18 protein-coding genes are annotated in these 26361 nt (G+C 69.8%); 3 read left to right on the top strand and 15 right to left on the bottom strand.

Annotation, left to right across the window (positions count from 1 at the left end; genetic code table 11):
* Positions 1-160: 160 nt before the first annotated feature.
* Positions 161-1600 (bottom strand): hypothetical protein, encoded by a 1440-nt coding sequence (locus tag ACRDSK_RS16075; RefSeq protein WP_431441762.1) that lies wholly within the window; start codon positions 1598-1600, stop codon positions 161-163.
* Positions 1597-2991, bottom strand: coding sequence for a toll/interleukin-1 receptor domain-containing protein (locus tag ACRDSK_RS16080; protein ID WP_431441764.1), 1395 nt, complete (start codon positions 2989-2991; stop codon positions 1597-1599). The genes ACRDSK_RS16075 and ACRDSK_RS16080 overlap by 4 nt, the downstream gene beginning before the upstream one ends.
* A 47-nt stretch (positions 2992-3038) precedes the next feature.
* Between ACRDSK_RS16080 and ACRDSK_RS16085 the strand changes: the two genes are divergently transcribed.
* Entirely contained in the window at positions 3039-3533 is a 495-nt protein-coding gene (locus tag ACRDSK_RS16085) for a nucleotide exchange factor GrpE (RefSeq protein WP_431441765.1), read from the top strand.
* Here ACRDSK_RS16085 and ACRDSK_RS16090 read toward each other — a convergent pair.
* From ACRDSK_RS16090 to ACRDSK_RS16120, 7 genes are read right to left on the bottom strand one after another with little or no spacing between them, the layout of a single operon-like run.
* Positions 3530-3664, bottom strand: a complete 135-nt coding sequence (locus tag ACRDSK_RS16090) for a hypothetical protein (protein WP_431441766.1) — start codon at positions 3662-3664, stop codon at positions 3530-3532. The genes ACRDSK_RS16085 and ACRDSK_RS16090 overlap by 4 nt on opposite strands.
* Positions 3661-5307 carry a TRAFAC clade GTPase domain-containing protein gene (locus tag ACRDSK_RS16095; RefSeq protein WP_431441768.1) on the bottom strand — a complete coding sequence of 549 codons (1647 nt, stop codon included), beginning with the start codon at positions 5305-5307 and terminating at the stop codon, positions 3661-3663. Before ACRDSK_RS16095 ends, ACRDSK_RS16090 begins: the two co-directional genes overlap by 4 nt.
* Positions 5307-7574: a GTPase-associated protein 1-related protein gene (locus ACRDSK_RS16100; protein WP_431441770.1), complete on the bottom strand. Its 2268-nt coding sequence runs from the start codon at positions 7572-7574 to the stop codon at positions 5307-5309. The genes ACRDSK_RS16095 and ACRDSK_RS16100 overlap by 1 nt, the downstream gene beginning before the upstream one ends.
* Entirely contained in the window at positions 7571-8680 is a 1110-nt protein-coding gene (locus tag ACRDSK_RS16105) for a TRAFAC clade GTPase domain-containing protein (RefSeq protein ID WP_431441771.1), read from the bottom strand. Before ACRDSK_RS16105 ends, ACRDSK_RS16100 begins: the two co-directional genes overlap by 4 nt.
* Positions 8681-8690: 10 nt before the next feature.
* Positions 8691-11249, bottom strand: a complete 2559-nt coding sequence (locus tag ACRDSK_RS16110) for a hypothetical protein (RefSeq protein WP_431441772.1) — start codon at positions 11247-11249, stop codon at positions 8691-8693.
* A complete protein-coding gene (locus ACRDSK_RS16115) occupies positions 11246-12820 on the bottom strand; it encodes an Hsp70 family protein (protein WP_431441774.1) in 1575 nt (524 codons plus the stop codon). The genes ACRDSK_RS16110 and ACRDSK_RS16115 overlap by 4 nt, the downstream gene beginning before the upstream one ends.
* Positions 12817-13701 carry a vWA domain-containing protein gene (locus ACRDSK_RS16120; protein ID WP_431441775.1) on the bottom strand — a complete coding sequence of 295 codons (885 nt, stop codon included), beginning with the start codon at positions 13699-13701 and terminating at the stop codon, positions 12817-12819. Before ACRDSK_RS16120 ends, ACRDSK_RS16115 begins: the two co-directional genes overlap by 4 nt.
* A gap of 697 nt (positions 13702-14398) precedes the next feature.
* Between ACRDSK_RS16120 and ACRDSK_RS16125 the strand changes: the two genes are divergently transcribed.
* Both ACRDSK_RS16125 and ACRDSK_RS16130 read left to right on the top strand, forming a co-directional pair.
* Entirely contained in the window at positions 14399-15886 is a 1488-nt protein-coding gene (locus tag ACRDSK_RS16125; protein ID WP_431441777.1) for a hypothetical protein, read from the top strand.
* Complete coding sequence (locus ACRDSK_RS16130) at positions 15883-16749, top strand: hypothetical protein (protein WP_431441778.1); 867 nt, start codon at positions 15883-15885, stop codon at positions 16747-16749. Before ACRDSK_RS16125 ends, ACRDSK_RS16130 begins: the two co-directional genes overlap by 4 nt.
* 7 nt (positions 16750-16756) lie before the next feature.
* Here the strand turns inward: ACRDSK_RS16130 and ACRDSK_RS16135 are convergent, their stop codons facing one another.
* From ACRDSK_RS16135 to ACRDSK_RS16160, 6 genes are all read right to left on the bottom strand, one after another.
* Positions 16757-17911, bottom strand: coding sequence for a TIR domain-containing protein (locus ACRDSK_RS16135; RefSeq protein WP_431441779.1), 1155 nt, complete (start codon positions 17909-17911; stop codon positions 16757-16759).
* 381 nt (positions 17912-18292) lie between these two features.
* On the bottom strand, positions 18293-18661 hold the full coding sequence (crcB, locus tag ACRDSK_RS16140; RefSeq protein ID WP_431441781.1) for a fluoride efflux transporter CrcB: 369 nt from the start codon (positions 18659-18661) through the stop codon (positions 18293-18295).
* On the bottom strand, positions 18658-18993 hold the full coding sequence (locus ACRDSK_RS16145) for a DUF190 domain-containing protein (protein WP_431441782.1): 336 nt from the start codon (positions 18991-18993) through the stop codon (positions 18658-18660). Before ACRDSK_RS16145 ends, crcB (ACRDSK_RS16140) begins: the two co-directional genes overlap by 4 nt.
* On the bottom strand, positions 18990-19505 hold the full coding sequence (gene crcB / locus ACRDSK_RS16150) for a fluoride efflux transporter CrcB (protein ID WP_431441784.1): 516 nt from the start codon (positions 19503-19505) through the stop codon (positions 18990-18992). Before crcB (ACRDSK_RS16150) ends, ACRDSK_RS16145 begins: the two co-directional genes overlap by 4 nt.
* Positions 19506-19673: 168 nt before the next feature.
* Positions 19674-20042, bottom strand: coding sequence for a DUF190 domain-containing protein (locus ACRDSK_RS16155; RefSeq protein WP_431441786.1), 369 nt, complete (start codon positions 20040-20042; stop codon positions 19674-19676).
* A 222-nt stretch (positions 20043-20264) separates the two neighbouring features.
* Entirely contained in the window at positions 20265-26327 is a 6063-nt protein-coding gene (locus ACRDSK_RS16160) for a MupA/Atu3671 family FMN-dependent luciferase-like monooxygenase (protein WP_431441788.1), read from the bottom strand.
* Positions 26328-26361: the final 34 nt, after the last annotated feature.

Below are 26361 nucleotides of genomic sequence, written 5' to 3' on the forward strand. Positions count from 1 at the left end.
CAACCCCCGCGAAAGGACACCAGAACACCCAGCGGCCCCAACGCCGCAGTTCACACCTGCCCAAAGCCAGCCACCACATGCGAACCGGGCCACACCCCTCACCCGAGGGGCAGATGAAAGATCGAGGTTAGGCAGGTGTGCCTGCCCTTTCGGAACGCTGTTAGTCGAAGCGCAGGCAATGTGCCGCGATGAGCCCCGGCCGACTGAGTACGGCAAGCCGGTCGTCCATCGAAGCCAACCGATCCTCGACGGTGCGGCCGACGGCATCGATCTGGGCACGGTAGTACCCGTACTCGAACGCCACGGCCCCGACGTGCGCGCCGGCGATCACGACCACCGCGCCGAGCCACCACAGGACGCTCACCACGTCCGGCCCGCCGGCGACCCAGTCGAGCACCAGCGCGAGGATGGCCATCACGAGCGCCGCCGCCACGAGCCCGGCGTGCGTCAGCGTGACCCACGGGCTGCGCTTGCGCCACCAAGCGAACAGTCCGACCTCCTCCGGCGCGGTCATCGTGGCGACCACGGCCCGGATCCCGGCGAGCGCCACCTGGGCGTCCTGCTGCCGGGCGAGCGGCAACGGCGCCTGCCACGCGTTGAGCCGCGTCTCCAGCTCCACACAGGCCCGTCGCACCCAGTACGGCTCCGGGGCGACGGGCTTCGCGGGCCAGTCCGGTGTGCGCTCCTGGTTGCGCAGCCACACGACCCCCATGAACCCGACCGTGATCATCACGATGGTGATCATGAGCAGCAGCACCGAGTCGGTGCTGAGCCCGAACCGGCCCACGACCATGAGCGCCGTCATCAACAGCCCGAGCAGGCAAACCCCGACGCCGAACACCACGAACGCGCGGTTCGCCGTGCGGGCCAACCGTTCGTCCAGCCAGTTCATGGGGCCGCGCAGCGCGAACCGGGACCCGCTCACGGCGAGGATGATCAGCAGGAAGAACGTCAACACCACGGCGAACAGGATCGCAGTCCAGACGGCGGACAGCTCCGGGAACGGCGCCAGCTCCGTCGCCGCGCCCGCGGCGCCGACCAGGACGCACAACAGCAGCACTCCCAGCGCCGCACCGAGACTGCTCCGGTCCGGCGGCGGTTCGACCGTCACCACTGGTCCCGGTGGTGACGGGGCCACGACCAGCTCGATCTCGGCGACAACGGTGTCCAGCCTGGCTGCGAGCGACCCGAACGGCAGCTTGATCCCTTGCACGTTCGCCATCTCGCGGATGGTCTCGGGGAGGTCCTGGTGTCTCGGCATACTCGCGCCGGCGAGCACCACGGGCAGCAGCCGGATACCGTTCGCAAGCGCGTCGGCGATCTCGTCGTGCACCCAGTCCGTGCGCCTGCCGGCGCGGTCTGCGAGGTCGGCGAGCCAGGTGGAGTGGATCACCACGACCAGCACCTCGGTCTCCGCGAGCCGCGCACGCAGGGCCGAGGGATAGGGCTCGCCGAGCCGCAGCGTGGTGTCGAAGTAGACCGTCTCTCGTCCGAAATGGACGGACAGTCGGTCAGCAAGCGCCTCGACCAGCAGCGCGTGCGGGAGCAGGTTGTCCGCGGCGTCGCGCTGCCGGTAGTTGACGAAGACCTTCCCGCTCACCCGCGCTCCTGTCGTGGCGGGGCGTCGTGCGCGCAGAAGATCAGCGGACCGAGCTTGTTCTGCCACTCGACGATCTCGGCGATCCAGAGTCGCGTGTCGCGCCGGTCGTGCAGGTAGCTCGCGAACACTCCCGCCGCGGCGAACAACGTGGCGATCGCGATCGTGAGGCCGACCACCCGAAGTGGCTGGCCGGGGACGGGACCGCCGAAGATCACAACCCACGCCGCCACGACGTCGAGCGCGACGATGCTGGCGAACCAGCCGAGGCAGGGGATCGTCTCGCTCGTGTAGCCGCTGCGCACCCACTGGTTGATCGGCACGCTGCCCCGGACGCCCAGGTCCTTCCGGGCCGTCGCGAGGTCGAGGTAGATCGACACCGCTTCCCGCTGCATGGCCCGCGTGCGGTCGCGCCGCCACTCCCGGTCGGTGGTCAGCCGTTGCTCCAACCGGTGCGCGGCCCGGCGGAAGACGGAGTGCTCGGTCGTCACCGGGGGAGGCCATGCCTCTTCCCGCGCGACGGCACGCCGGATGAAGGTCCACACGAACCAGACGAGAACCACGAAGAAGGTCGCGAGAAGAAGCGTCTCCCAGTCCTCGACGTGGCCGTCCTCGGTGGCCACGTCGATGGCCGAGATCGCGCCGAAGACGATGAGGATCGCAGGGATCGGCGAGAACGAGGCGAGCATGTCGCGTACCCCACGTTTGCCGACGCGTTTCGTCCAGCGGTCGGTCACGCGTCTCGACGAGAGCGTCGCGACGGCCGTGAACGTCGTCACCAGTGCCATCGCCACCGCGGAGATGAACGCGGGAAAGGCGAAGAACTCCCACGACGTCTTCGACGTGTAGAAGAGGAGTGGGGTGAGCAGAAACGAGCCGACCGTCCAGGCGAGAAAACGCAACCAGGTCCGCTTCGGTTTCGTGATGGGTTTTTCCGGAGGCGGCGTGTCGTCCGGGTGCACGTGCTTTTCGAGACGGCTCTTCAACTGGTGCAGGTCGGCGATGAAGGTTGTCGTGCCGACCGGCGCCGCCTGGCGGAGCGCGAGCGCTGCGATGTCGGGCGGCAGGTCAGCCGGTTTCGGCATCTCCGCGTCCCCCAGGAGAACCGGGATCACCGGAATGGTCCGCTCGAGCGCGATCCTGATCTCGTCGCGCACCCAGTCCTTCTGCGGCGGGTCCTTCAGCGTGTCCGACCATCCCTTGTGGATCACCGCGACGAGCACGGTGCAGCCACCCAGCCGGGTCTCGATTGTCGCCGGGTATTCTTCACCGGACGGGATGCCGTTGTCGATGAACACCTCGTCGTCACCGAAATAGTGCTGCAGCCTTTCGGCAATGGCCGCCACTGCCATCTCGTGCGGCTCTCGGCGGTAGTTCACGAATATGCTGTACATACCTCTCCGACTTGATTTTCTGGTCCTGGCTCACTATTTTTCGTCGTGTGGAGAACGACACCGAGGTGCCCACCGACATCGAGAAGGCGCTCAGCGACATCCGGACCGAGCTCTCGGGCCTGCACGCGCAGAGCAAGTTCCTGAACGAGGTCAACGACCGACTGCACAACGAGAACGAGCGGCTCCGCCGGGCCGAGTCCAAGGCGACCCTGCAGCCCTCGCTGCGCGAGCTGATCAAGTTGGCGGACGACTGGCGGAGCAGGGCGCTGGCGGTACGCGAGGACGCCGATCCTGCCCGGCTGTGCGCCGACGTGGTCGAGGACGTGACGATGATCCTCGACCGGCAGGGGATCGAGGCGTTCTCCGCCGACGAGGGCGCCGAGTTCGACCGGCGCCAACACCGCGCCGTCGGCACCAGGGCCACCGCGGACGAGGCGTTGGACGGGCGCGTCGCGGAGGCGCGCAGGCCAGGATACCGCGACGAGGAGCGTGTCGTGCGGTTCGCCGAGGTCGTGGTGTACAAGGTGGCGGCCAACGACTAGACGGTGACCGGCTGGCTGGCCATGATGCCGACGAGCAGGACGATCCCGAGCAGGGTCAGGACCACGGCGATGGCCAGCAGCACCACCGCCACCCGTCGGCCGGTCGCCACCGCCTTGGGCACGTTGTTCATCGCACGGCCTTCCTGTCGAGCAACCACAGCACCGGTGCGGCGGGGTCGTCGTTGACGACTCCGCCCGTCGCGGAGTCGTGTGTGGTTACGTCACGCGCGTCCTGGTAGCTCACGACGAAGTACGCCACCGTGGCGAAGTGGTTGTCGATGGAGGTCAGCAGGTCCCGCTGGCCCATCTCGTTCAGCCACTCGCGGACGGCGGTGTCCCGCTCGGCACGGGTCGCCGACGACCGGCCGGCGTACGGGTGGTTGGTACCGGCCGACTCGATCAGTCCGTCGGCCTTGGTCAGCACCACCGCCACCGGAATCTTCAGCAGCGCGCCCGCCTTGACGCTGCGGTGTTCCCGCTGCGCCTCCACGAACCGCTCCAGCGAGGCCTTCGGAATGGTGTTCGACGCGCGGATCCGGCCGAGCAGCGAGCGGTCCGTCTCGGAGCGCACCTGCCGGAGCGAGAACGGGTCAACAACGAACACGACGCCCTTGGTGTGCTTGAGGAACTGGGACTCGGCCAGCTGGTCCGGGCTCTCCGGGATCTCACCGGCAGGGTCATACAGGTAGAGCAGCCGCCGGGCGCGGACGCCTTCCTCGCCGACGTACACGTTGTAGGCCCTCGGCCGCGCGATCGCGGTCTTGATCGCGCGCTTGGGGTCGTCGAGCACGCCGCGCTGGAGGTTTCGCTCGAACTCCTGCTTCGCCCGCTCGTCCGCGAACTCGAAACCGTTGCCCAGCAACATCAACCGGCTGACGGCCGAGAACATGTACACGGACTTGCCGGCCGTCGGTCCCGCGATCACGGGCACGTGCACCGTCGGCGCGGTGAGACCGCGGATCGGCAGCTGCGCCTTGCACTCCACACACTGGGCCGGCAGCTTCGCCTTGCCGTTCAGCAACAGGGTCGGCAGGATGGTCTCGCACCGGCAGGTGCGGTGCAGCACCCCCGCCATGCCCGGCAACAGCTTCCGGTGCTCGGCCCGGCACTCAGGACAGCGGTAGATCGGGCGCGTGGCGCGCACGTGACAGGTGCCGCACTCGATGGTGATGCCGCGTATCCACAGCATGGCCACCTCGAGCACCCGCGACCCGCCGGCGGTCGCTGTCGCGAACACCACGAGGAGCCCGAGAAGAACTGCGAACACCACCGACACGACTGCGAAGAACACAGCGGCGGCCAGCGCGCCCCCGACCAGCCCCGCGACCACCATCACCGCGCCCGGGTACTTGATGGCCGCGTGTAGTTCCGAGTCCCGCGCCCACGTCCACGTCCTGCCCACGAGCGACCGGGGTTGCGACGGGACGACCCGGTCCTTCGGGTCGTCGTCGACGATCTTCGCCCACATCCGCCCGTACGTCTGCGTCAGCACCTTGCGGTAGTCGAGCAGCACGGGACCGGCGTAGTAGCTGAGGTACGCGGGATCGGCGCCGGCCTTCCTCGACTCGGGGCCGATTCGCAGGTGTGCGGCCGGACCGTACGGGGTGAAGCCGCCGAAGGCCGCGGACACGAACTCGAAGAGGCCGATCACGAACGCGACCGCCGCGCTGAGGGAGAGGAACGTTGCGAGGGCGTAGAAAATGACGGACAGCACCGGTGGGAGCACGTAGTACAGAAAGAACCCCAAGGCGACCAACCCGATGAGGTAGCCCATCAGCGCCCCCTCCGCAGACCGAGCAGGCTCAGCAGCCCCTTGTTCTGCTCGTGCGCCGACCGCCAATCGCGCCACCACTTGGACCAACTGCCCTTCGGTGCCGACACGCTGATCCGCGACTTGACCGCGGCCGACTTGAGCTGTTCGCCGATCTGGTCGAGATGTTTGGACTTGCGTCGTGCGACGGCGGCCACGAGCGTCTCGTTGAGGAGCCGCTGGCGGATCCGTTTGTCGGAGACGCCCGACCACAGCACGATCACGGAGGCCACGTTGTTCGGGTTGGCCTTGGCCAGGCGTGCTCGTGCCTGCTCGTCGTAGGCCTTGAAGAACTGGCCGTTCGTCTCCCGCAGCGACCTTTCGAGCAGCTCATGGTGGCGCCGGCTGTCGGCACGCAGCGCGTACCCGGCGAGGGCGTCGAGCAGCCGCTCCTGCGCCGGCCTCGAGAGGAATTGCAGCAGCCGCAGGCCGTCCGCGACCCGGGCGTCGGGGTCGTCCTTCGGTGTGGCCTCGCGGAAGTGGCCGATGAGCGCGCTCGCCTTGAGCGTCGCCGCGTCGTCCCGCGGGATCACGTCAGCCATGCCGGGGGCGAGCAGCGCGTCGACCAGCCGGGTGTGCTCAGGCCCCAGCTCGTCGCGACCGGCCTGCTCCAGCGTGCCCTTCACGATCCGGTGCAGCAGGCCGGTGTCGGCCAGCACGTCCCGGGGCAGTGCCGTCACCGCACGCTCGGCGTCCGATGTGGACACATCGGCCGGCCACAGCAGAGGACCCAGCGATCGCCGGTCGACCTCGCCGTCCTCGACGATTCGCGCCAGTACGGAAACCCGGTCCTTGCGGCCGCCCCGAGCCAGTGCCACGTCGGCGACGTGCGCGACCCGGCCGCTGCCGCCGATCTTCCGGATGACCTGTGCGGCATGCGGCGTCAGCGATGTGCCGAGCGGGACGAGCTGATCGGGATCGGCGAGCCGGTGTTCGAGCGCACGCAGCGTGGCCGCACGGAGTTCCGGGTGTTCGGCCACGCGGTCGAGCAGGAAGTTCGCGCCGGGATCCGTCATCGCCGGGAGCACGGCCTCCGCCGCGACCTGGTCCAGCTGCGCGGCGTCGAGCTGGGGGAGCCACAGGCGTTCCGGTGCGGCGAGAGCGGCGAGATAGTACGTGCCGAGCAGTTCGGCAGGCACCGGTCCGCCCCGTCGGAGCGCGGCGTCGAGGAGCTCGGCCCAGCGACGTAGGTCGGCCGGGCCACCACCGGCCCGCAGCAGATCGGCGACCCGTCGCCAGCCGGCATCCGTGAGTGTCCCCGGCATTCGCTCGACGGCCAGGGCCACCGCGTCGAGCAGCAGCTGCTCCGGGGTGCCCAGCGCAGACGACAGGTCCGCCGTGCACCCGATCAGCACGGCGTAGGTTTCGAGCTCGCCCGGCGAGAGCGGCGGTACGAGGCGTTCGGCCGGCATGATCGCGGTCAGGACGCCACCGAGCCCCCACAGCGCGGCCATCATCTCCGCGTAGCGGGTGGGTTCCTCGGCTGTGCCGGTCTCGACCAGGTCCACGACGGTGAAGTCGCCGTAGCTGGGGAGCAGCACGTCCGGTGTCGTGCAGCTGACTAGCACGCCGGCGTCCTCCGGCCGCGACGTGTACGTGACGAACGAGATGCCGAGTCCCAACGGGCGCGGGAAGGACCGGCACAGCGCGGCCAGCCACAGCGCGGCCGTCCGGTCGTCCGGCACGACGAGCACGACGCGGCCGCGCCCGCCCACCAGTACGCGCTGCACCGCGCTGATCATCCGTGCCAGCCCGTCGGCGCGGGCCGGCTCGGACAGGAACTGCCGGATGCTGGGCGGGCTCGTGTCCGGGCCCGGCGGGAGCGTGCCGGCCGCGGGGAGGTCCGTGCCGGCAGGTCGCGTGTGGACCCAGGTGGGGCTGCGCCACATGTCGATCGGCAGCGTGTTGCCGAGCTCGGACTCCGCATCGCCGAGCAGCAGCGCGTGGGCGAAGTAGTTGCCGGTCCGCCCGGTGAAGTCCGCGCCCGTGTACCGGGTCTGGAACAGCGCGGCGGACCGGCCGGTGCGGACATACCCGAATGCCACGGGGAACGTGTCGAGGTTCGACTCATCGGCGGCGGCGAGCCCCGGCCCCACCTCGTAGGCGCTGGTCCGCACCGCGAGGTCCACCAGCGGCTTCGGCGCTCCCGCGGTCAGCGCGCTGACCTGGAAACCCTGGATGCCCTCCAGCCCGTCCTCACACGACGTGTAGTGCAGCTGGTGAATGGTCATCGCTTGCCTTTCATCATCTTGATGGCTCCGAAACGCGCGAGCAGCCACAACATGGGGTCCTCGAGGCGGTACGGGTGCACGCCCGCCGGTGCGAGGTGGTCACCGTCCACCGGCGGTGCGCCGAGCGCGGAGAGCCCGAAGTACCGGTAGGTCTCGAACGTGTTCGCGATGCTGCGGTCGAAGGCCGGGTCGTACCACTGGTCGAGCCAGGCCCGGACCTCCTCGTGCACGTCGAGCCCGTCCGGCTCGTCGTAGACGCCGACGTGCCGGGACGGCTGGCGCAGCGGGGACGCGGGCGGCAGCGTCTCCGGCAGCAGGTCCAGCTTGGTCAGTGCGATCGCGAGCGGCGTGCGCAGGCGCCGGCTGACGGGGCCCGCGCTGCGTTCCCTGAGCAGCTCGCCGAGCCGGTTGAGGACGTGCAGCTGGTCGGTGAAACGGGTCTTCGCGCCGTTCGTACCCACGAGGTCGCGAACCTTGGGCATCTGCACGGGATCGAGCAGCAGGATGATCCCTTCGGCCGCGTCGAGGTAATTGATCAGCTCGTCCATCGCCGCCGCGCGGGCGACGTCCTCGCCCGCCGTGTCGTAGAACACCGTGACCACCGGTGCGACGCGGGCCGACCCGAGCTTGCGCTCCCGCCGGAACCGGAGGCTGAACATCAGCGGCTCCGGTCTGCTGACCCGCGCCGACGCGGTCTGCCTGAGCGGGCGGTGTTCCTCGAACAGCGGGGTGTCGAAGTCACGCTGGTAACGCAACCGGGACTCCTCGCCGAGCAGGTCGAGCGACATCCCGACGAACCGCTCGTTCACCTGGCCGCGCTGGAACTCGTGCACCAGCACACCGACCCACGTGCTCTTGCCGGAGTCGGACGAGCCGATCACGGCGATGTTGCGGCCGCCGCTGTCGACGTACTCACGCAGGAGCTCCCGCCCGCAGTTCGGGCACACGCGGCGGCTCTGCGGGAGCTGTCCGTGCGGGCAGCGGCCGTTCTTGAGCTGACGCTCCACAAAGGTCTCGCCTTTGTGTTCGCAGCGTTCCCCGCACCGCATGTGTAGCTCGTTGCGCCGGTGACTCGTCCAGCAGTACGGGCATTTCGTCTTGGTCACGAGTGAGTCCTCAGGTGAGTACGAGTTGCCCAGGGCTGGCGGGCACCAGATGCACGCCCTCGTCGCGGGAGAAGGCACGGACGTAGACCGGCCGCCGCAGCTCGGACGGCACGGTGAACTCGGCGCGCACCGGCGCGACACCAGCCTCCGTAACGAGAATTTGCCGGCCGTCGCTCGCGTCGAGCGGCCGCACCCCCGACTTCGCGACCAGCACGATCGGCGGCACCGCGAGGTCTGGCCCGCCGTTCACCACGAGGATCCGCCGGGTGCGCCGCAGCGACCACCCGCGCTCGACGGAGTAGCGGATGGACACCGCCGTCGACTCCTGCTCGAAAACGAGGGGACCGAAGCTGCGGGTCGAACCGTCGACCAGCGTGGTGCAGACCCCGAACCAGTGCCGGCCGGCCGGCACGGTGATTGAGACGCCGCGGCTGTCGTACGTCACCCGCGTCACGTCGAGCACGGTCGCGTCCGGGTCCGTCGGCCCGGCGGGTTTCGTGGTCGTGCGCCACACGACCCGTGCCGAGGTCGCGCCGGCCGGCCATTCCCACGTCAGTCGGACGGTCGGGCCGAGTCGATCGACGCGCAGCGACCGGACGGCGCCATGCCGGATATCGACCACGCACGGGGTTCCGATAGCGGCCAGTTCGCCCAGCACGGTCACCGGGAGCAGCTTCTGGCGCTTCGTCGAAGTGTTGAACTTCGCCTGCAGCCAGCTCCGCCCGGCGCCCGACGCCTCGCGCACCGGCGCGCCGTAGGTGCGTGCCTTCGACACCGGCACTACCTCGTGGGCCGGCGGGCTCGTGCCCGCGCGCAGCTCGAGGATCTCGACATCGCCCCGCGCGGGTGGCGTCCAGCGCACGACCAGCTGGTCGCCGTCCGCCTCGGCGACCAGATTGGTCACGGCGCCGGGGATCTCCTGGCACCGCGCGGAAGCGTGCACGCCGTCGCTCTCGGCCGTCGTGCCGTCGGCCAGGCGGTAGGTCGCCTTCACGACGTAGCCGTAGCCGCGCCCGGCACGCACGTCGGTGTCCTCGAAGGTGGCGGACCGCACGTCCCGGACCGGGGTTCCGTCACGCAGCACGACGGCGCCGGACGCACCGGGCGGCAGGCGCCAGCGACCGGAGATCCGGTCGGGTTCGCCGCGCAGCACCAGGTCGAGCACGCCGCGCAGCACCGTGACCGTGGCGCTACGGGCCGGCCGCGTCGAGGGGTTGCCGTCACGGACCGTGTGAACCTCGTAGACCAGCGGCGTGCCGCCCGGTGGATCCTCGTCGACGACCTCGTGACCGCCAGTCTCCTCGCAGACGAGCTTGCCACCGCGCGTGACGCGGTAGCCGATGCGACCGGCCCGCGCGCTGGTCGGCCGCCACGACACGACGACCTGGCCGTCCCGTACGGCGGCAGTGGCCGACGATGGCCGCGCAGGCGGGCAGCGCTCGATGGCCGCGTCGACATCCCGGTCGGCGAGCCGCTCGCGGATCCGGTAGTAGCCGGCCACGGCCGCTTCGACGTCGCGGCGTTCGAGCTCCGCGCACCGTGCGATCTCGGCGTCGAGCTCGGCCAGCCGGGCGGCCAGCTCGGTACGCCGCTCGCGCCACTCGTCCGCCAACCCGGGCTGCCCGTCCAGCACCGCGAGTGCGTGGCGCAGCCGCAGGTCGCGGAGCGCGGACTGGTAGTCGTCGCGCCACGCGGGCTCGGTGCTCGCCGTGCTTGTGCGCTGGCACCACGCCGCGTACGCCGTGTCGCCCGGATCAGGCGGCAAACCCAGTGCCCGCAATCGTTCCGCGACGGCTTCGGTGGCCGCGGCGACCTTCGCGTAGCCGTACGGCACCTGTGCCATGAGGCCAGCGAGCAGCTCGTGGCGCAGTGCGGTTGTCAGCTCATCACTGTCGAGCCACTGCTGGATCCGCTTCAGCAGCGTCGTTTCCGCCGTGGTGTCCGCGTCCCGGGACACGCGCAGCTCCTCGCGCCGCGCCGCGAGTTCGCGCGTGGTGGTCCGCGTGCCGCGGAGCGTGCCGGACAAGTACTCCCACAGCGAGGCCTGGCGTAGCTGGCCGAGCAGGTTGCGGGTCTCCGGCCACTGGCGGGGCTCCGGTGAGGCTGGCAGTGCCACGGGTTCGAGCTGCCGAGCGCCGATCTCCGCCAGCGCTGCGAGGACCGAGGTCCGGGTCAGCGCACCGTTCGAGCTCCGGACGAGCACCCGGATGTCCTGTTCGGACAGTCCGGGGGCTCCGAGCAGCCGCTGTCGCAGGCCGGTGCCCAGCTCTCGCGTGTGCGCGGACACGGCGACCCGGTGGGCCGTCAGCTTCGTCGGGTCCGTGAGGGTCGCCGTCGCCGCCTTGTGCTGTGCCCGCAGATGGTCAACCGCCCGCTTGAATCCACGGTACTGTTGGTTGCCGAGCTGGCGGTTGATCCCGGCGAGCGCCGCACGCACCATGCCGCCGTCGGTGACATCGGCTGGCAACAGGTAGACCCGGAACAGGTCCTCATCGGGCCGCCAGCCGTCCTGCACCGGCTTGAGCACCTCGTCGACGAACCGGTCCTTGTCGAAGTGCCACTCGCTCACCGCTGGAGGGCGGGCAGTGGGGCCCGCTTCACCTCCTCCGGCACCAGACCACTGATCTTGGCCTCCAGCCGGAGCTCCTTGCCGTTGCTCGCGACCGCGGTGATCCGGAGGATGCCGTCGGCCTCGAGGTTGAACGAGACCTCGAGCGGCTGTCCTGCGGGCTGGTTCGGCGGCAGCCCGACCAGGTCCCCCTTGACGAGCTCGAGATTGTCCGGCAGCTCCTCGCTCAGCACGTCGGTCGTCGACTCGTAGACCGCGATCTCCACCATCTCCTGGCCGTCCTCGATGGTGCGGAAGGTGCCGCGCGGCGCGGCGGGGATCTCGTCGTTTGGCCGGATCAGCCACGACACGATCCGCCCGGCGTCCGGGTTGCGCCGGTCGCGGATAATGGCGATCCCGTAGCCCTTCGACGTGACGTCGACGATCTTGGGCATCGCGGGGCGGCCGCGCAGGCCGCCCATCGGGGCGGCCGAGCCGTCCGTCTCGTCGACGCTGCTCGCGGCGAACAGGGCCGCGCCCTTGGCGACGATCTGGTCCGGGTCGGCGAGCTGCGGCGTCGGCAGGTCGGGAAACTCGTCGACGAGCCGCTGCTTGACGGCGGGGGAGTGGGACATGCCACCGACGAGCAGCAGCTCGTGGATCTTGTCCACGCCTTTCTCCCGCGCGTGGCCGAGGACGTCACGGGTGAAGTCGAGCGTCCTGCCGAGCAGGTCGGCTGTGCACTCCTCGAGCTCCTTGCGCGAGATCTCGATCTTGGCCCGCTCGCCGTGCGCGACGATCGTGCTGCTGTAGGTGTCGCGCCGGGTGAGCGCCCGCTTGGCCTCCTCCGCCAGCAACGCGACGGTGCCGGCCGCGTCGAGGTCGGCCCTCGGATCGGAACCCGGGTGCTGTTCCTGGAACTTCTCGCAGATCAGGTCCGCGAGGCGGTCGTCCCAGTCGGCGCCGCCGAGCTGGTGGTCGCCGCCCGTCGCAATCGCCCGAACCTCGTTCTGCGACACGTTGATGATCGTGACGTCGAACGTGCCGCCGCCGAGGTCGTACACGAGCACGCTGCGGTTCTCACCGGGCGCGGCCAGCCCGTAGGCGATCGCGGCCGCGGTCGGCTCGTTGATGATGTTCACCACGTTCAGCCGAGCCATCTCGCCCGCGTCGCGGGTCGCCTGGCGCTCCGCCGCGCCGAAGTACGCCGGCACTGTGATGACGACGTCCGCGAGCGGTCCTTCCGCCGGCGCGTCGACGCCGAGCACGCCGAGCGCGTCCTCCACGACCTGCTTGAGAATCAGCGCGGAGATGGCCTGCGGGTACCGCTCCTCGCCGTCGATCTCGACGGTGAAGCCCTCCTCGCCCATATGCCGCTTGATGAGGTCGACGACGCGGCCCGGCTCGTTCTTCAGCTCGTTCTTGGCGAACTTGCCGACCGTGACGCTGCCGGTCTCCTCGAAGAACACGACAGACGGCGTGGTGAGGTCGCTCTCCTGGTTGGGAAGTACCGTGGCCCGCCCGTACTCGTCGAGGTGCGCGACGCACGAATAGGTGGTGCCGAGGTCGATGCCGAGTACAGGGCGGGTCATGGTCGGTCCTTCGTGGCGTCGGTGTTTTGCTCGTCGGGTCGGATGCCGCGTAGTCGTCTGGTGAGGTCCGAGTGGTCGATGCGTCCGTCCTTGGCGATGGCGCCGCCGGCGCCTGCCGGTGCGGGCGCGGTGGTCGCGGCGCCGCGTCTTCGGTGCGGCCCGTAGGCGACCGCACCGATCAGGGCCAGCGCACCGAGCGCACCGAGGACAACTTCGGTCCAGGGAAAATCTGGCGGTTCCGGCTGCGGCAGCGCGGCGAGCGGCACGCCGCACGAGCTCGCCACGATTTTGTAGAGCTGCCGCAAAAGTCCGGCCGTGTCGGTAACAAAGTAGTCGTCGCCGCGGCCGGGGCCGGTGATGCTTTCCAGATTCCGCGCGCCGGTCTCGTCCAGCTCGATGCCGACGCCGGTTAGTCGCGTGCCGTTCTGCTTCAACTGGTTCGCCGCGGCGGTGGCGGCAGCGATGGCCTGGTCCTCGCCTTGCGTTGGAGGACTGCCGTAGACGTTCGGAAATCCGTCGGTGACGAGCACGGCGACGTCGAGCCGGAATTCTTTCGCGGCCAGCAGCGCGGCTTCCCAATTCGTCGCGCTGTCGTCCCCGTCGTGGGCGGAGAGCCCGTCGATCTGGTCTTTGAGCTGGTGGCGGGCGTCGTCGTCGGACGTATCGACGTCCGACCTGATCACCTCGGCATCGGTGCCGAATCCGATGATCGAGATCTCGGAACGCTTGTCCCGCAAGGCATCGACGACGTTGCTCGCAGCCTCGCGCACCTCGCCGAACTTGGCCGCCATCGAGTCCGACTGGTCGACGACGAGACCGAGGCGCAGGGGGCAGTGGGACGGCCAGGGCGGATTGGGCACGCTTTGTTGCGCCGTGGCCACGGGGGAGTTCCCGAGCACGAGAAATACGGAGACGGCGCACACGACCACAATGCGTTGTGTCGGCGAAGGTGCTGCCTCCGATGTGGAGTTGATTTTTGACAGATGAATCGCAAGTACTCCCCTTGCCGTGGCCGACTCAGCAGGACGGCAGTGTAGCGGCCGCCAAATCCGCGAGAGACGCCCCCGACGAAGTTGTCCACAAGTTGTCCATCGGCGACGGATCTACCTGCGACAACAGGGAAAAGTGACGCCCCGTGAGGGTGAGCGCGCCTCGGGTGGTGAGGTATCGCGCGGCGCGTGTCATTTGAAACAGAAGGCGATTTCGTATCGCGCTACCTTGGAAAGAATCGCGTCCGACCAGCTGATACATGTTTGATCAGCGATTGATCCGGGCGATCGTGCATCATCGCCTGCCTGAAGCCTTTGACTGGGCCCGAAAGGGGGCGCAGTGAGCGAAACACTGGTCACCGCCGAACCACCGTCCACAGGCGATCACGATGAGCAGCCGCCTCGCGACTCCGAGGCAACCCTCCACCTGTGCGCGGGCGTCTACGTCGACAGGCGGTTTCGGGACCTCGTGATCCGGAAGGTCCACAACGACGCCCGGCACCGGGTCGCGCCCTCGTACGGCTTCGACCTCGTGCCGATCGTCCGGCACGGCTGGCGGTCCTGGTATCTCGACACCGCGTACCTTCTCGTGCTGCTCGGCGTACTGATCGCCTGCGTGGCGTTCAGCGGCCCGCTCACGGTGGTGCTCGTCCTCTGTGCCGTCGCCGTGTGCCTCCTGCTCGCCAAGATCGTCCGCGACACACCCGATGTCCTCAGGCATCAGGTCACCGAGGTGTCCCGGCGGTGGGGACTCCGCAAGGCGCGGTGGACCCGTACCTCCGCCGATCTCGAACTGCATGCCAAAAAACGACTGCTCAAGGTCATGGCTTTCGGGCTGCTGATCTTCCTGGTCGCCCCGGTCGTGGTGTGGTACCTGTCCGGCACGTCGGTCACGTCGGCGGTCAGCTCCGTTGCCGTGACCGCCGCCGTGCTCGTCGCCTGCGCCACCATCGCGGGAGCGCTGCGCTGGGTCCTGCTCGTCGCGATGGCACGCACGCCAACGTTGCGACCGCGGAAGCTCACCCGTCGGGAGAAGCTTATCGACGAACAGCAGGACCATCAGACCGTCATCTACCAGCGCCCGCCCCACCGGCATGACGAGCGCGACCCGCTGGACTTCCTCACGCAGTCCGAGGTGCCGTCGCCATTTCTCGGCAGTGGAAAGCTCGTGAACCGCTGGTTGCCGCCGATCGGCGTGCAGCTGCTCCGGCCCGGCGAGGGGAGTCTTCAGCAGCGCGAATACGACAAGCCCCCGTTCAAGGCCCACAGGTTGGTCGAGACGCTGCGTCGTGAACTGACGGCTCTCGGCTCGGACTCCGGCGCGGAAAGCCTCCCGAGCCTGCGGGTGCGTGATCGCATCTACGCCGCCGGCACCGACCTCCCCGTGGGCAGCGACCTCCTCCGCAGCCGCTTGGGAAAGCGAGAGATCAGGGAGATCATCGACGACCACCGGCGGGTCGGTGATCATTTCCTCGAGACCAGCATCCCGATCTACGACGGGAAGCTCATCGCCACCGTGCTCATCCGGGTCAGTGTCAAGGGCAGGTCGATGAGCCTCGACGTCGCGACGTGTGCGCTCACCCGGATCCCGGATCGCTTCCAGGTCGTCGACCGGTACAAAGCGCTCGGCCTGAACGCGATGCTCCGCTGGGCGGCACGCGGAGTTCTTTCCCTTCCCGCGGACGTCGTGCGGATCTGGCAGTTGCTGGAGCTTCCGTTCGTACTCGGCTGGGCCTGGTGGGCAAGACGGGACCGGATGGCCAGGCCCCGACGCCGACCGATCGGACCCGAGGTGGCGATACGTCAGGAGGTCACCGACGCCTGGGACAACGCCGAGCAGGACCACACCACGATCCACGATCACATGAAGATCGTGGAGCAGCGGATCCTCAAGGCCACGGAGGACTTTCTTCGCGAACACGAGGTGGACACTTCCATGTTCGAGAAGAAGGCCACGAGCATCATGACCAGCACCAGCTTCAACATGGTCGGCAGCACCCTGAGCATTGAAAAACTCATGTCGGGCATCAGCTATCAGACCAACAACGGGGGAAATGACGGAGGAGCCGGCGCGTGAACAACACGAGCAACACGAAGTTCACCTTCAATGGTGGTAACACGAACATCCGCGAGGTGAACTCCGGCATCGTCATCAATCAACCGTCCCCGCTGCCCCATCCCGTTAAGCGGGCGCGGGGCATCGGCGTGGTCACGATCAAGGCCGTCGAATCCACGGCGGTCGCCGACGTCTTCGGTCTCACCGCGAAACCGGATGACGCCACCGGCCAGCGCTTCTACATGGGAGAGGTGGACGCGGCGGACGGCCCGGCCCCGCTGGTGGCCGCACGTACGCTCCAGCAGGGCAACCGTTCGATCATGCCTACGTTGGAGAAGCTCCGGGACGCATGGAATCCCGCGATCTTCGTCATCGTGGGCGTCGGCGGCGCCATCTACGAGAAGCTGAGGATCGGCGACGTGGTCGTCGCCGATCGCGTGTTCTACTACGACCTCCGCCGCGAGGCGGCGGACGGTATGCACTACCGCGGCGAGGGGTGGCCGGCCCCCGCAGCCATCACGCACGCGATGAACTCCTTCTTCGACGACTACGGCGAAATGCCACATTTCAAATCAGCGGGCGGGCAGTTCCGGGTGTTTTCCGGTCCCATTGGTTCCGGTGACGCCGTCATCACCGACGCCGACAGCCGGATCCGGACCTATCTGCAGACGGTCAACGAGAAGGTTCTCGCGGTGGACACGGAGTCCGGCGGACTCGTCCAGTTCTGCCACGAGGCTCCGCCGCCGCAGCCGGACTGGCTGGTTGTCCGGGGGATCTCCGACCACGCCGACCAGAAGAAGAACGAGAAGCGTCAGCCCTTGGCGGCCCGCAACGCGGCGACCACCCTCCAGCAGCTGATCCCGCACCTGCGGGCCGGCGCCTGAATCGGGCTTACCGCTCATCGAGTGGCGCTAGCGGGAGCCTACGTGCGACCTGCTCGAGAACCGACCGTTCGCCCGTGGTGTACGCGAGGAAGTAAATGGTGTGCAGCCGTGTTCGCGGCCGGTCGGCCAGGAAGGCGAGGGCCGCGAGCAACATCGTGCGCGCCGTCGCCTCCAGGCCCGCGCCGGTGGCGGTTCCGGTACCGAGCAACGGGAACAGCACTGTGCGAAGGGCAGGATCCTCGTCGGCCAGGGCCTCCGCCTGGGCCAGGGCGTTGGTGACGCACGTGTCGATGTTCTGCACCTGCCGGAAGCCGGCGCCCGGCTCGCCGTGTACGGCGGCGACGTGAATGACCCGGCTGACGTTGTTGCTGTCGCGCAGCGCGCCGGCCTCGGTGACTATCGCCGTGCCCGGGGCCAGTGACCTTCTGTCGCCCAGCCGGGCCGCCAGCTCGTCGGCGACAACGTCGCTGATCACCCTGCCGAACAGGTCACGCAACGCACCCCAGTACCTGATGATGGCCGACACCGAGAACTCGTTGTGTCGAGCCATCTGCATGTCCGTGTTCTCGCTGTTGACCCAGATGTCCACATTCCGTACCCAGCGGATGGACCCCGGGATCACGCCGATCAAGCAGTCTGTCGCGGGCTCCCTGGTGACCCGGTACATCGAAGGTTCGCCGGCCGCCACCGTGTTCGCCCGATCCGGTCTCTCTTGTAGAGCGGGCGCGACTCGTCTCAGCTTGTCCACCAAGGCAGCGAGATCGGCATCGAACGAGTAGTGACGAAGGCGAACCGCCTGGCACCGGGATAGCCGCGCGATGTCGGCCGGCAGCGTCGACTCGCGCGGCAGGTCGGCGTTCTCGATCAGTACCGGCACGACCAGGATGCCCCCCGCCAGAGCCTCGGCGATCTCCCTGCGAACCCAGTCGACAGCTCCGTCGCGCCCGATGACTTCGGCCCACCGGGGACCGATCAAGGCCAATAGGACCTCACATTCACGCAGTCTTGTGAAAACCTCACGAACGAAGTCGTCGCCGGCCTCGATCGACTGCGAAGCCAGGAAGACATTTTCCGGCCCGAAGTGTTCGGACAGCTCGCGATGAAGGAGAGTCGCGTAGCCAGGATCCTCCTGGACTCGGTAGTTTACGAATACAACCGACATGTGGCTACCTTTCGGACAGGCCTCATGGTAGATCGGATATCTGATCAACTCGCTGTCAGGTGATCACGTCGCGGGTCGGCGCCGATGGCTCTGCCCCCGTACTTGTAGCCATGTCGGTTGAGGCACGATGGTGCGGATCGAGCTTGCGGATCATCATGTAGCCGGGATGATCGGCCTTACCTCGTGAGCTACGTGGCGAGGTAGAGACATTTCCACCCGGCCTGCTCCGTCGGGAAGTGGCTGCGGGCGCGGACCGTGCGCCGGTGTCGATTTGGTAGGCCCGAACGGCTGCTCAAGCAGATCGACGCGAAACCGCGGTATCGCCATCGCGTCCTGCTCAGTGCGTTGGCCGACGAGCACATGGACGTCTCCGCCTGGTCATCAGGTAACGAGGCTGCTGGTTGTGGTGTACGCGAGCAGAGCGGCACCGAGCCCGGTGACCACGCTGACGATCACGTTCATGGCGGCGTAGAAGTATGCCTTCTGCTCGGCCAGGCGCAGGGTCTCGTAGCTGAAGGTGCTGTAGGTGGTCAGCGCGCCGCAGAATCCGGTGCCCAGCAGGGCAAGCACGGGGTGTGGTAGGGCGGTGCCGGCCCCGGTGAGGGCACCCAGGATCAGGCAGCCGACGAGGTTGACGCTGATGGTGCCCCACGGGAACGGGCTGTCGTGCCGGCTTTGGACGAGGCGGTCGGTCAGGTAGCGCAGCGGTGCGCCGACCGCGGCGCCGAGGAACACCAGGACCGCGGTCATGACGGCTGCTGTCCGTTGTGGCGCAGAATTTCGACCTTGTCGAGGACGACCAGGCCCTCGCCGACCACCTCGTCCAGCTGAGGCAGGAAGCCACGGACACGGTCCTCGGTGTCGACGATGACGATGACGATCGGCAGGCTGTCGGCGACGTCGAGCAGACGGTCGGTGTGTACGAGCGAGGAGGCGCCGAAGCCTTCGTGGCCGTGCAGCACGGTGGCGCCGGCTAGCCCGGCGTCCCTCGCCCTGGTGACGATCTCGTGGTAGAGCGGTTTGTGGTTCCACCGGTGGTCGTCGCCGATGAACACCGTCAGCCGCAGTGCGTGGCCGGTCATCGGGTGGCTCCCGCTCGTTGCGGGCTGACGGCGCCAGAGTTGGCGGCGCGGGTGGCGGCGCGGGTGGCCCAGATGCCGAGCAGCGTGGCGAGCAGGGCGGCGAGCAGCGTGCCGGCGAGGTAGACCAGCGCGATACCGACCGTGCCGGGCTGCAGCAGGCCGCGGATCTCCACCGCGTAGGTGGAGAAGGTCGTGAAGCCGCCCAGCACGCCGACGCCGAGGAACGGCCGGACCAGCCGGTGAGCCGACCAGACCTCAGTGATCAACACCATGAGCACGCCGATGAGCAGGCAGCCCAGCACGTTCGTCGTGAAGGTGGCCCACGGGAACTGGCCGGGCTGGGCAGGCAACAGTTGGGTCAGGCCGTAGCGAGCCAGTGCGCCGAGGCCGCCGCCGAGGGCGATCACACCCAGCACGGGGCCGGGGTGGCGCACCAGTTCGCGGCGCTGGGTGGCGACCCGCAGATCGACGTCAGGGTCGGTGGGATCTTCCAGGTTGACCTCGCTGCTCACCGTCGTGCTCCTACTCTGCCTGCGGACACGCTGAGTCCACGTGGAGTAGGGACTGTTGGCAGCCGGTCGTGCTGCGGTTCTCCGCGGGTTCGGAGCGGCGAGCCCCACCGCCGCTACGAGGAACGGTAGCCGCCACGCCGGGCAGGACGCAGGCTGGTGTGGGCGGGTTCACTGCTGCGGTCGGCGCGATCGGTGCGATCGTCGTTCACTGGCGACGTACCTGACGAACTCGACCTCGTCGAGAGTCACCAGGCCCTCGATCTCCAGCACGCCCAACTGCGGCAGGAACTCGCGGATGCGGTCCTCGGCGTCGATGATGACGATCAGCAAAGGCACGTCGCTGCTGAGCCGGAACAGGTGCGTGGTGTGGATGCGGGAACTGGCGCCGAAGCCCTCGATGCCGCGGATCACCGACGCCCCGGCCAGCCCGGCCTTGTTCGCCAGGTGCACGATCTCCGCGTACAGGGGCTTGTGGTGCCACAGGTCACCCGCCCCGATGAAGATCGACAACCGGAGTGCGTGTCCGGACAACTTCACCTCGACCTCCCGAACCACCGCAGCGGTACCCGTGCACGCCGGGCAAGGAGGCAGTCTCGTACATCGAGCACCGGAGAGTTCGAATTGTGCCACGGTAGGCACCCGACACACCCGCGGGCAGGCTGGCAGCTGAGGCCGCGGCGCTTGCGCGATTCCCGTCGACTGTTCCGGCCGACCAGCCCGAATCCCCGCCGCCGTGCCACTGCCTGTCCGAGGCTCGGCTCACGGCGACATCCGGTGAGTTCTGCTGTCGGTGCGCGAGGAGCACAGCTCCCGCAGTTGGCCCAGGGCGTCCTGGGCCAGGCGTTCCACCGTGGCCGTCGCGTGAATGTCGCGCGTGTAGGTCCAGACCAGCCACAAGCGACCGTCCAGCACTCCGGCTGTCACTTCGATGAGGTAGGGCCGTGGGGTGCTGGCGGCGCGAACCTCGCCCAGCCGGTCGGTCCGGATCCGAGCGCCCACCTCGGCCGGTAGGGCGGCGTCGAGCCGTCCGAGGTAGTTCACGCTCAGCTCCGACAGCGGCACGTCGGCGAGCTCGTCGGCGCCGTACCGCAGGGGAACGTAACCGGCGCCCCGGTTCGGCACTGAACGGACCTGCGACCGCACCGCTGCCAACCGGGCGGCCGGCGTCGAGGCGTCGACGCGGGCCAGCAGCGGGTGGAAGTCGCTGAACCAGCCGACCGTGCGCGCGACGTCCATCCCCGGCACGAGCTCCTCCCGGCCGTGGCGCTCCACGTCGAGCTGCACCGCGTCGGCGCCGGTCCAGCCGGACACCGCGGTCGCGACGGCGGTGATCACCGCGGTCTCGACATCGGGCAGCAGGCCGGTGTCCCGCTCGTCGAGCTCGACCCGGACGGCGGCGGCTCTCGAGTGGACATTGGGTGCGTCGCCGTCGCGGGGAAGTCGTGGGGCAGCGGCGAACGGCACGCTCGCCCAGTGGTCGAGCTCGGCCCGGCCGCGGGGGCCGGCGAAGAACTCCGGCAGCCGGCGGGCCCACTCGGCGTAGGGCGTCGCCGGCGGGAGGTCCACCGGACGATCGGCGGCCAGCGCGCGGTAGGCGGTGAAGACGTCGCCGAGCAGCACCCGCCAGGACACGCCGTCGGTCACCAGGTGGTGGGCCACGACCACGAGGTGGCGATCCGCCAGCGAGGCTCGCAGCAGGGGACCGTCGGTGAGGTCCAGTGTCCGGTGTAGACGATCGACGGACCCGTCGTCGAAGCCCCAGTCGGCGTCGGCGGTGACGTGCTGGCGCCATTCGCCGTCGACCCGGCGGAACCGCAGGCGCGGCGCGTCGTGGTGGGCTACGACGGCCCGGAACGCCGACTCCAGCAGGTCCCGCCGCGGCGGCTCGTCGAGTTCGACGTGGACGGACAGGTTCCAGTGCGCCGGCTCGGGCAACTGCTGGCCGAAGAACCATCGCTGGACCGGGGTCAGCGGCACCTCGCCGGTCGCCGTCGCCGGCAGCGCCCGGATGGTGGGGCGGGCCACCGCCGCCACGCCGGCCACCGTCGGATTCTCGAACAGCTGGCGCACGGTCAGCTCGATCGACCGCTGGCGCAACCTGGTGACCACCGACATCGCGAGGATGGAGTCCCCGCCGGCGGCGAAGAAGTCGTCGTGCACGCCGATCCGGCGGTCGAGTACCTCGGACACGACGCCGGCGACCAGGTGCTCCCACTCGGTCCGCGGCGCCACCGGCTCCTCGGCCGGCGCCGTGGCGACCGGCAGCGCGGCGAGGTCGACCTTGCCGTTCCGGGCCCGCGGCAGGGCCGCGACGGCGACGAACCGGGCGGGCACCAGGTAGTCGGGCAACCGCTCCCTCGCGAACGCCCGCAGCTCCGCGACCGCCACCTCCGGCGCGACGCAGGCGACGAGGCGGCCGTCCACGGGAACAACGGCGGCGTCGGCGACTGCGGGATGAGTGACCAGTACCGCCTCGATCTCGGCCGGCTCCACCCGGAACCCGCGGACCTTCACCTGCCGGTCCATCCGGCCGAGGAACTCCAGCTCGCCGCGCTGGTTCCAACGCACCCGGTCGCCGGTGCGGTAGAGGCGCCCGGACCCGCCCACCTGGTCCGGCACGAACCGCCGGCGCGTCAGGTCGGCGTCGCCGAGGTAGCCGGCGGCCACCGCGGGACCGCCGAGGTGGAGCTCACCGGTCCCGCCGACCGGCAGCGGCCGACCGTGCGGGTCGAGCACGTAGTTGGTCGCGCCCGCGATGGGCCGGCCGATCGGCACCCGGTCGCCGACCGGTGCCGTCACGGGCTGCACGGTGGACCAGACGGTGGCCTCGGTCGGCCCGTACTCGTTGTACAGCGCGGTCTCCGGCAACGCGGCAGTGTGGGCGCGCACCAGCTCCGGCAGGCACGTCTCGCCCCCGACGGTGACCGACTTCGACACGTCGAACCGGCCGCGCGTGGCCAGCAGCTGACCGTAGAGCGCCGGCACGGTCGCCAGTCGCTCCGGCCGGACCCGGGCGATCAGCTCGACGATCTCGAACGGCTCGGTCGAGATGGCCGCCGGCGGACACCACACGTTTCCGCCGTACAGCAGGGCGAAGTAGATCCATCCCACCGAGCCGTCGAAGTGCAGCGCGAACAGGTTCAGGCAGCGGCCCGGTTCGCCGTACTGCGCGTGCCGGGCCCGGGTCGTGGCCAGCAGCTGCCGGTGCTCGACGACCACGCCCTTCGGCCGGCCGGTCGACCCGGAGGTGAACATGACGTAGGCCGGGTCCGTCGGGGTGGCGAGCGGAGGTGGCGGCTCGGCGGGCTGTCCGGCGGCGAGCGCGGCGGGGTCGTCGACGACCACCACCGGTTCCGCCTGCTCGAGCAGTGCGGCGATACGCGCCTTCGGCGCCCGCGGGTCCATCGGCACGTACGCCCCGCCGGCCTTGAGGACACCGAGCATCGCCGGGATCGCCTCTGCCGGCTCGTCGGCCAGCAGCGCCACGCGGGTGCCCGGTCGGACTCCGCGGGCCCGTAGCCCGTGCGCGATCCGGTTGGCCGCCTCGTCGAGCTCGCGGTAGGTGAGCGGCCGCTGCTCGTCGCCGACCGCGAGCGCGTCCGGCGTCCGCGCGGCCTGCGCCTCGAACACCGCGTGCACAACGTCCTCGCCGCCGTCCAGCGGTGCGCCGGTGGAGAGCGCTAACACCCGACGCCGCTCCTCGTCGGAGAGCAGGGCCAGCCGGGACAGCGCCCGGTCCGGGTTCGCCACGGCGTCGGCCAGCAGCGCCAGCAGGTGTCGGCTCAGCCCGTCGATCGTCGCCGGCTCGAACAGGTCGGTGTTGTACTCCCACCAGCCGCCGATGCCGTCGACGTCCTCGCGCAGCTCCAGCACGAGGTCCAGCTTCGCGGCACGCGGGTCGATCTCCAGCGGTTCTAGCGTCAGCCCGCCGAGCCGGACGGTCGGGTTCGGGGTGTTGTGCAACACCAGCATCGCCTGGAACAGCGGCGCGTGGCTGAGCGTGCGGGGCACGTTGAGCGCGTCGACCAGCCGCTCGAACGGGACCTCCTGGTGCGCGACCGCGCCGAGCGTCGCCCGCTTGACCCGGTCGAGCAGCTCACGGAACGCCGGGTCGCCGGACAGGTCGGCCCGGACCACCACCGAGTTGATGAAGCAGCCGACCAGGCTTTCGGTCTCCGGCTGGTTGCGGCCGGCGACCGCGGTGCCGATGGCGAGATCGGTCTGGCCGCTGTAGCGGTGCAACACGCTCGCGAGTCCCGCGTGCAACACCATGTACGGCGTGCTCCCGGTCCGCCGGCACAGCGCGTGGACCGCGTCGGCGAGCTCTCGCGGGACGCGTACCGACGCGCGGGCTCCGCGCCGGCTCTGCACCCGACCGCGCGGCCGGTCGACCGGCAGCTCCAGCGTCGCCACGCCGGCCAGGGCGCCGGTCCAGTGGTCCAGCTCCGCGGCGATCGTGGGGGAGTGCTGCCGGTTTCGCTGCCATACCGCGTAGTCGCCGTACTGCACGGGCAGCGGCGGGAGCGGGTTCGGGCCGCCTGCGGTGAACGCCGCGTACAGCGCACCGAGCTCACCGCACAGCACGCCGGCCGACCAGCCGTCGGAGACGATGTGGTGCAGGCAGAGCAGCAGCACGTGCTCCTCGGCCGAGATCCGCAGGAGTTGGGCCCGCACCAGCGGCCCGCGCGTGAGGTCGAACGGCTCGCGGGCGAAGTCGGTGGCCAGCCGGGCCACGTCGCCGGCCGCCGCCTCACGTACCGGCAGGTGAACTTCCAGTCCGGAGTGGACGATCTGGATCGGGCCGTCCACTGTGGTTTCGAACGTTGTGCGAAGCACCTCGTGTCGGCCCACCACCGCACGCAGCGCTCCGTGCAGTGCCGCCGTGTCCAGCGTGCCGCGCATCCGCAACGCCACCGTGTTGTTGTACGCGACGTCACCCGGCACGAGCTGGTCGAGGTACCACAACCGCTGCTGTGCGAACGACAGCGGCAGCGGGCGATCCCGCGGCACCGGGCGCAGCGGCTCGTCCGGCAGCGAGGCCGGCAGCGACCCCGGCACTGTCGGCGACCGAGCCGGTTCCCGATCGGCCAGTTCGGCCAGCAGCTCCACACAGCGCAGCGTCTCCGGGACGGGCACGCCGAAGTCGACGAGCGCGGCGATCTCGTCGACGCCGAGCTCCCGGACCCGCTCGACCACCGGCGAGCAGCTCTCCGGTGTGCCGACGAGGGCGCCGTCACGCAGGTAGCGCTCCAGGCCATGCTCGAGCAGCGTCGACATGTCCTCCTCGGACAGCTCGCCGGGACGGATCGTCAGCCCCTGGCCGGCCGCGAACCCGCGGGCGATGTCCACACTGGACCGGAAGTAGCTCAGCAGTGGCTCGCGGGCCTGGACGAGCGCGGCGTCGGGGTCGTCGGCGAGGAAGGTGTGCAGCATCAGCGTCACGTGTCCGTCGCCGTCGTGTCCGGCCGCGCGCCAGGCCTCGCGGTAGAGCTTGACCTTGCCGGCAAGGTCGTCGAGAGACTGGGCCATCAGGTTGGTGAGGATGAACGCGCCGAGCCGGCCGGCCTCCCGGAAGGTCTCCGGGTTGCCGGCCGCGGTCAGCCAGAACGGCAGCTCCGCCTGCACCGGCCGCGGCCGGATCGCGATCTCCACCTCGTCACCGACACCGTTGCGGCGCCGCACGGTCTTGCCGCGCCACAACCTGGTGACCGTTTCGATGTCGGTGCCCATCCGCTCCCGGCGGTCGGCGTAGCGGTCGGGGAAGAGCACGAAGTCGTCCGGATGCCAGCCGGAGGCGAACGAAACGCCGACCCGGCCGTCGGAGAGGTTGTCGATCACCGACCAGTCCTCGGCGACCCGGATCGGGTCGTGCAGCGGCAGCACGACGCTGCCGGCCCTGATGCCGATCCGCCGGGTGGCCGTGGCCAGCGCGGCCCCGGTCGCGGTCGGGCTCGGGTACAGCCCGCCGAACGGGTGGAAGTGCCGCTCCGGTGTCCAGATCGCGGTCAGGCCGCGCTCGTCGGCCAGCCGCGCGGCCGCCAGCAGCAGCTCGTACTTCGAGCCGGTCAGCGCGTCCTCGTCGGTGGCGAAGAACGACAAGCTGAACGCGAGCGGGGCCGTCTCGCCCGCCTCCTCGTCGGGCTCGGACGGCAGCTCCAGGCGCAACGCGGACACCGGCAGGTCCGGCCGGCGGACGGCGTCGGTGAGCAGGGCGGTGAACCGGTCACCGAGCTGGCGTGCGGTGTCCTCGTCGAACAGCTCCTCGGCGTACGTCAGCGTGCCGGTGAAGCCGGCCGACGTCTGCGCGAGCATCAGCGACACCTCGGCCAGCGTCGCCGCGAACATCGCCGGCATGTCCGGCACCCGCCATAGCCGCCAGGTGCCGCCGGCCACGGCCCGATCCTCCTGGATCTCCGCGTGCAGCACGAACATCGCGTCGAACACGCGGGAGCGGCCGATGTCCTTGTCCGGCTCGAGCTCGGCGGTCAGCTCCTCGTAGGGCACGTCGGCGTTGGCGTGCGCGGCCAGCGCCGTGCGCCGCGTGCGCACCACCAGCTCGGCGAAGGTGGGGTCGCCGCTCAGGTCGGCGCGCAGCGGCAGGGCGTGTGCGACGTAGCCGATCAGCGGCTCCAGCTCGGCCCGGCCGCGGTTGCCCACGGGCGTGCCCACCACGAGGTCCTCGGCATCGGCGAGCCGGCCGAGCAGGGCGGTGTAGGCGGCGAGCAGGGTGACGAACGGTGTCGCACCGAGCCGCCGGCCGACGGCCGTGACCCGGTCGGACAGTCCTCGCGGCAGCCGCAGCTCGACGTGCCGGCCGCGCACCCCGCCCGCCGCGGCGCGCGGGCGGTCGGTGGGC

The organism is Actinophytocola sp. (genome assembly GCF_050699915.1).
Taxonomy (GTDB): Bacteria; Actinomycetota; Actinomycetes; order Mycobacteriales; family Pseudonocardiaceae; genus Actinophytocola.

What these genes read in the sequence shown, in the direction of transcription:
- ACRDSK_RS16145 (WP_431441782.1), bottom strand. Translation starts at nt 18,993, where the DNA reads ATGACCGGCCACGCACTGCGGCTGACGGTGTTCATCGGCGACGACCAC.
- ACRDSK_RS16100 (WP_431441770.1), bottom strand. Translation starts at nt 7,574, where the DNA reads ATGACCATTCACCAGCTGCACTACACGTCGTGTGAGGACGGGCTGGAG.
- ACRDSK_RS16115 (WP_431441774.1), bottom strand. Translation starts at nt 12,820, where the DNA reads ATGACCCGCCCTGTACTCGGCATCGACCTCGGCACCACCTATTCGTGC.
- crcB (WP_431441781.1), bottom strand. Translation starts at nt 18,661, where the DNA reads ATGACCGCGGTCCTGGTGTTCCTCGGCGCCGCGGTCGGCGCACCGCTG.
- ACRDSK_RS16090 (WP_431441766.1), bottom strand. Translation starts at nt 3,664, where the DNA reads ATGAACAACGTGCCCAAGGCGGTGGCGACCGGCCGACGGGTGGCGGTG.
- ACRDSK_RS16095 (WP_431441768.1), bottom strand. Translation starts at nt 5,307, where the DNA reads ATGGGCTACCTCATCGGGTTGGTCGCCTTGGGGTTCTTTCTGTACTAC.
- ACRDSK_RS16135 (WP_431441779.1), bottom strand. Translation starts at nt 17,911, where the DNA reads ATGTCGGTTGTATTCGTAAACTACCGAGTCCAGGAGGATCCTGGCTAC.
- ACRDSK_RS16080 (WP_431441764.1), bottom strand. Translation starts at nt 2,991, where the DNA reads ATGTACAGCATATTCGTGAACTACCGCCGAGAGCCGCACGAGATGGCA.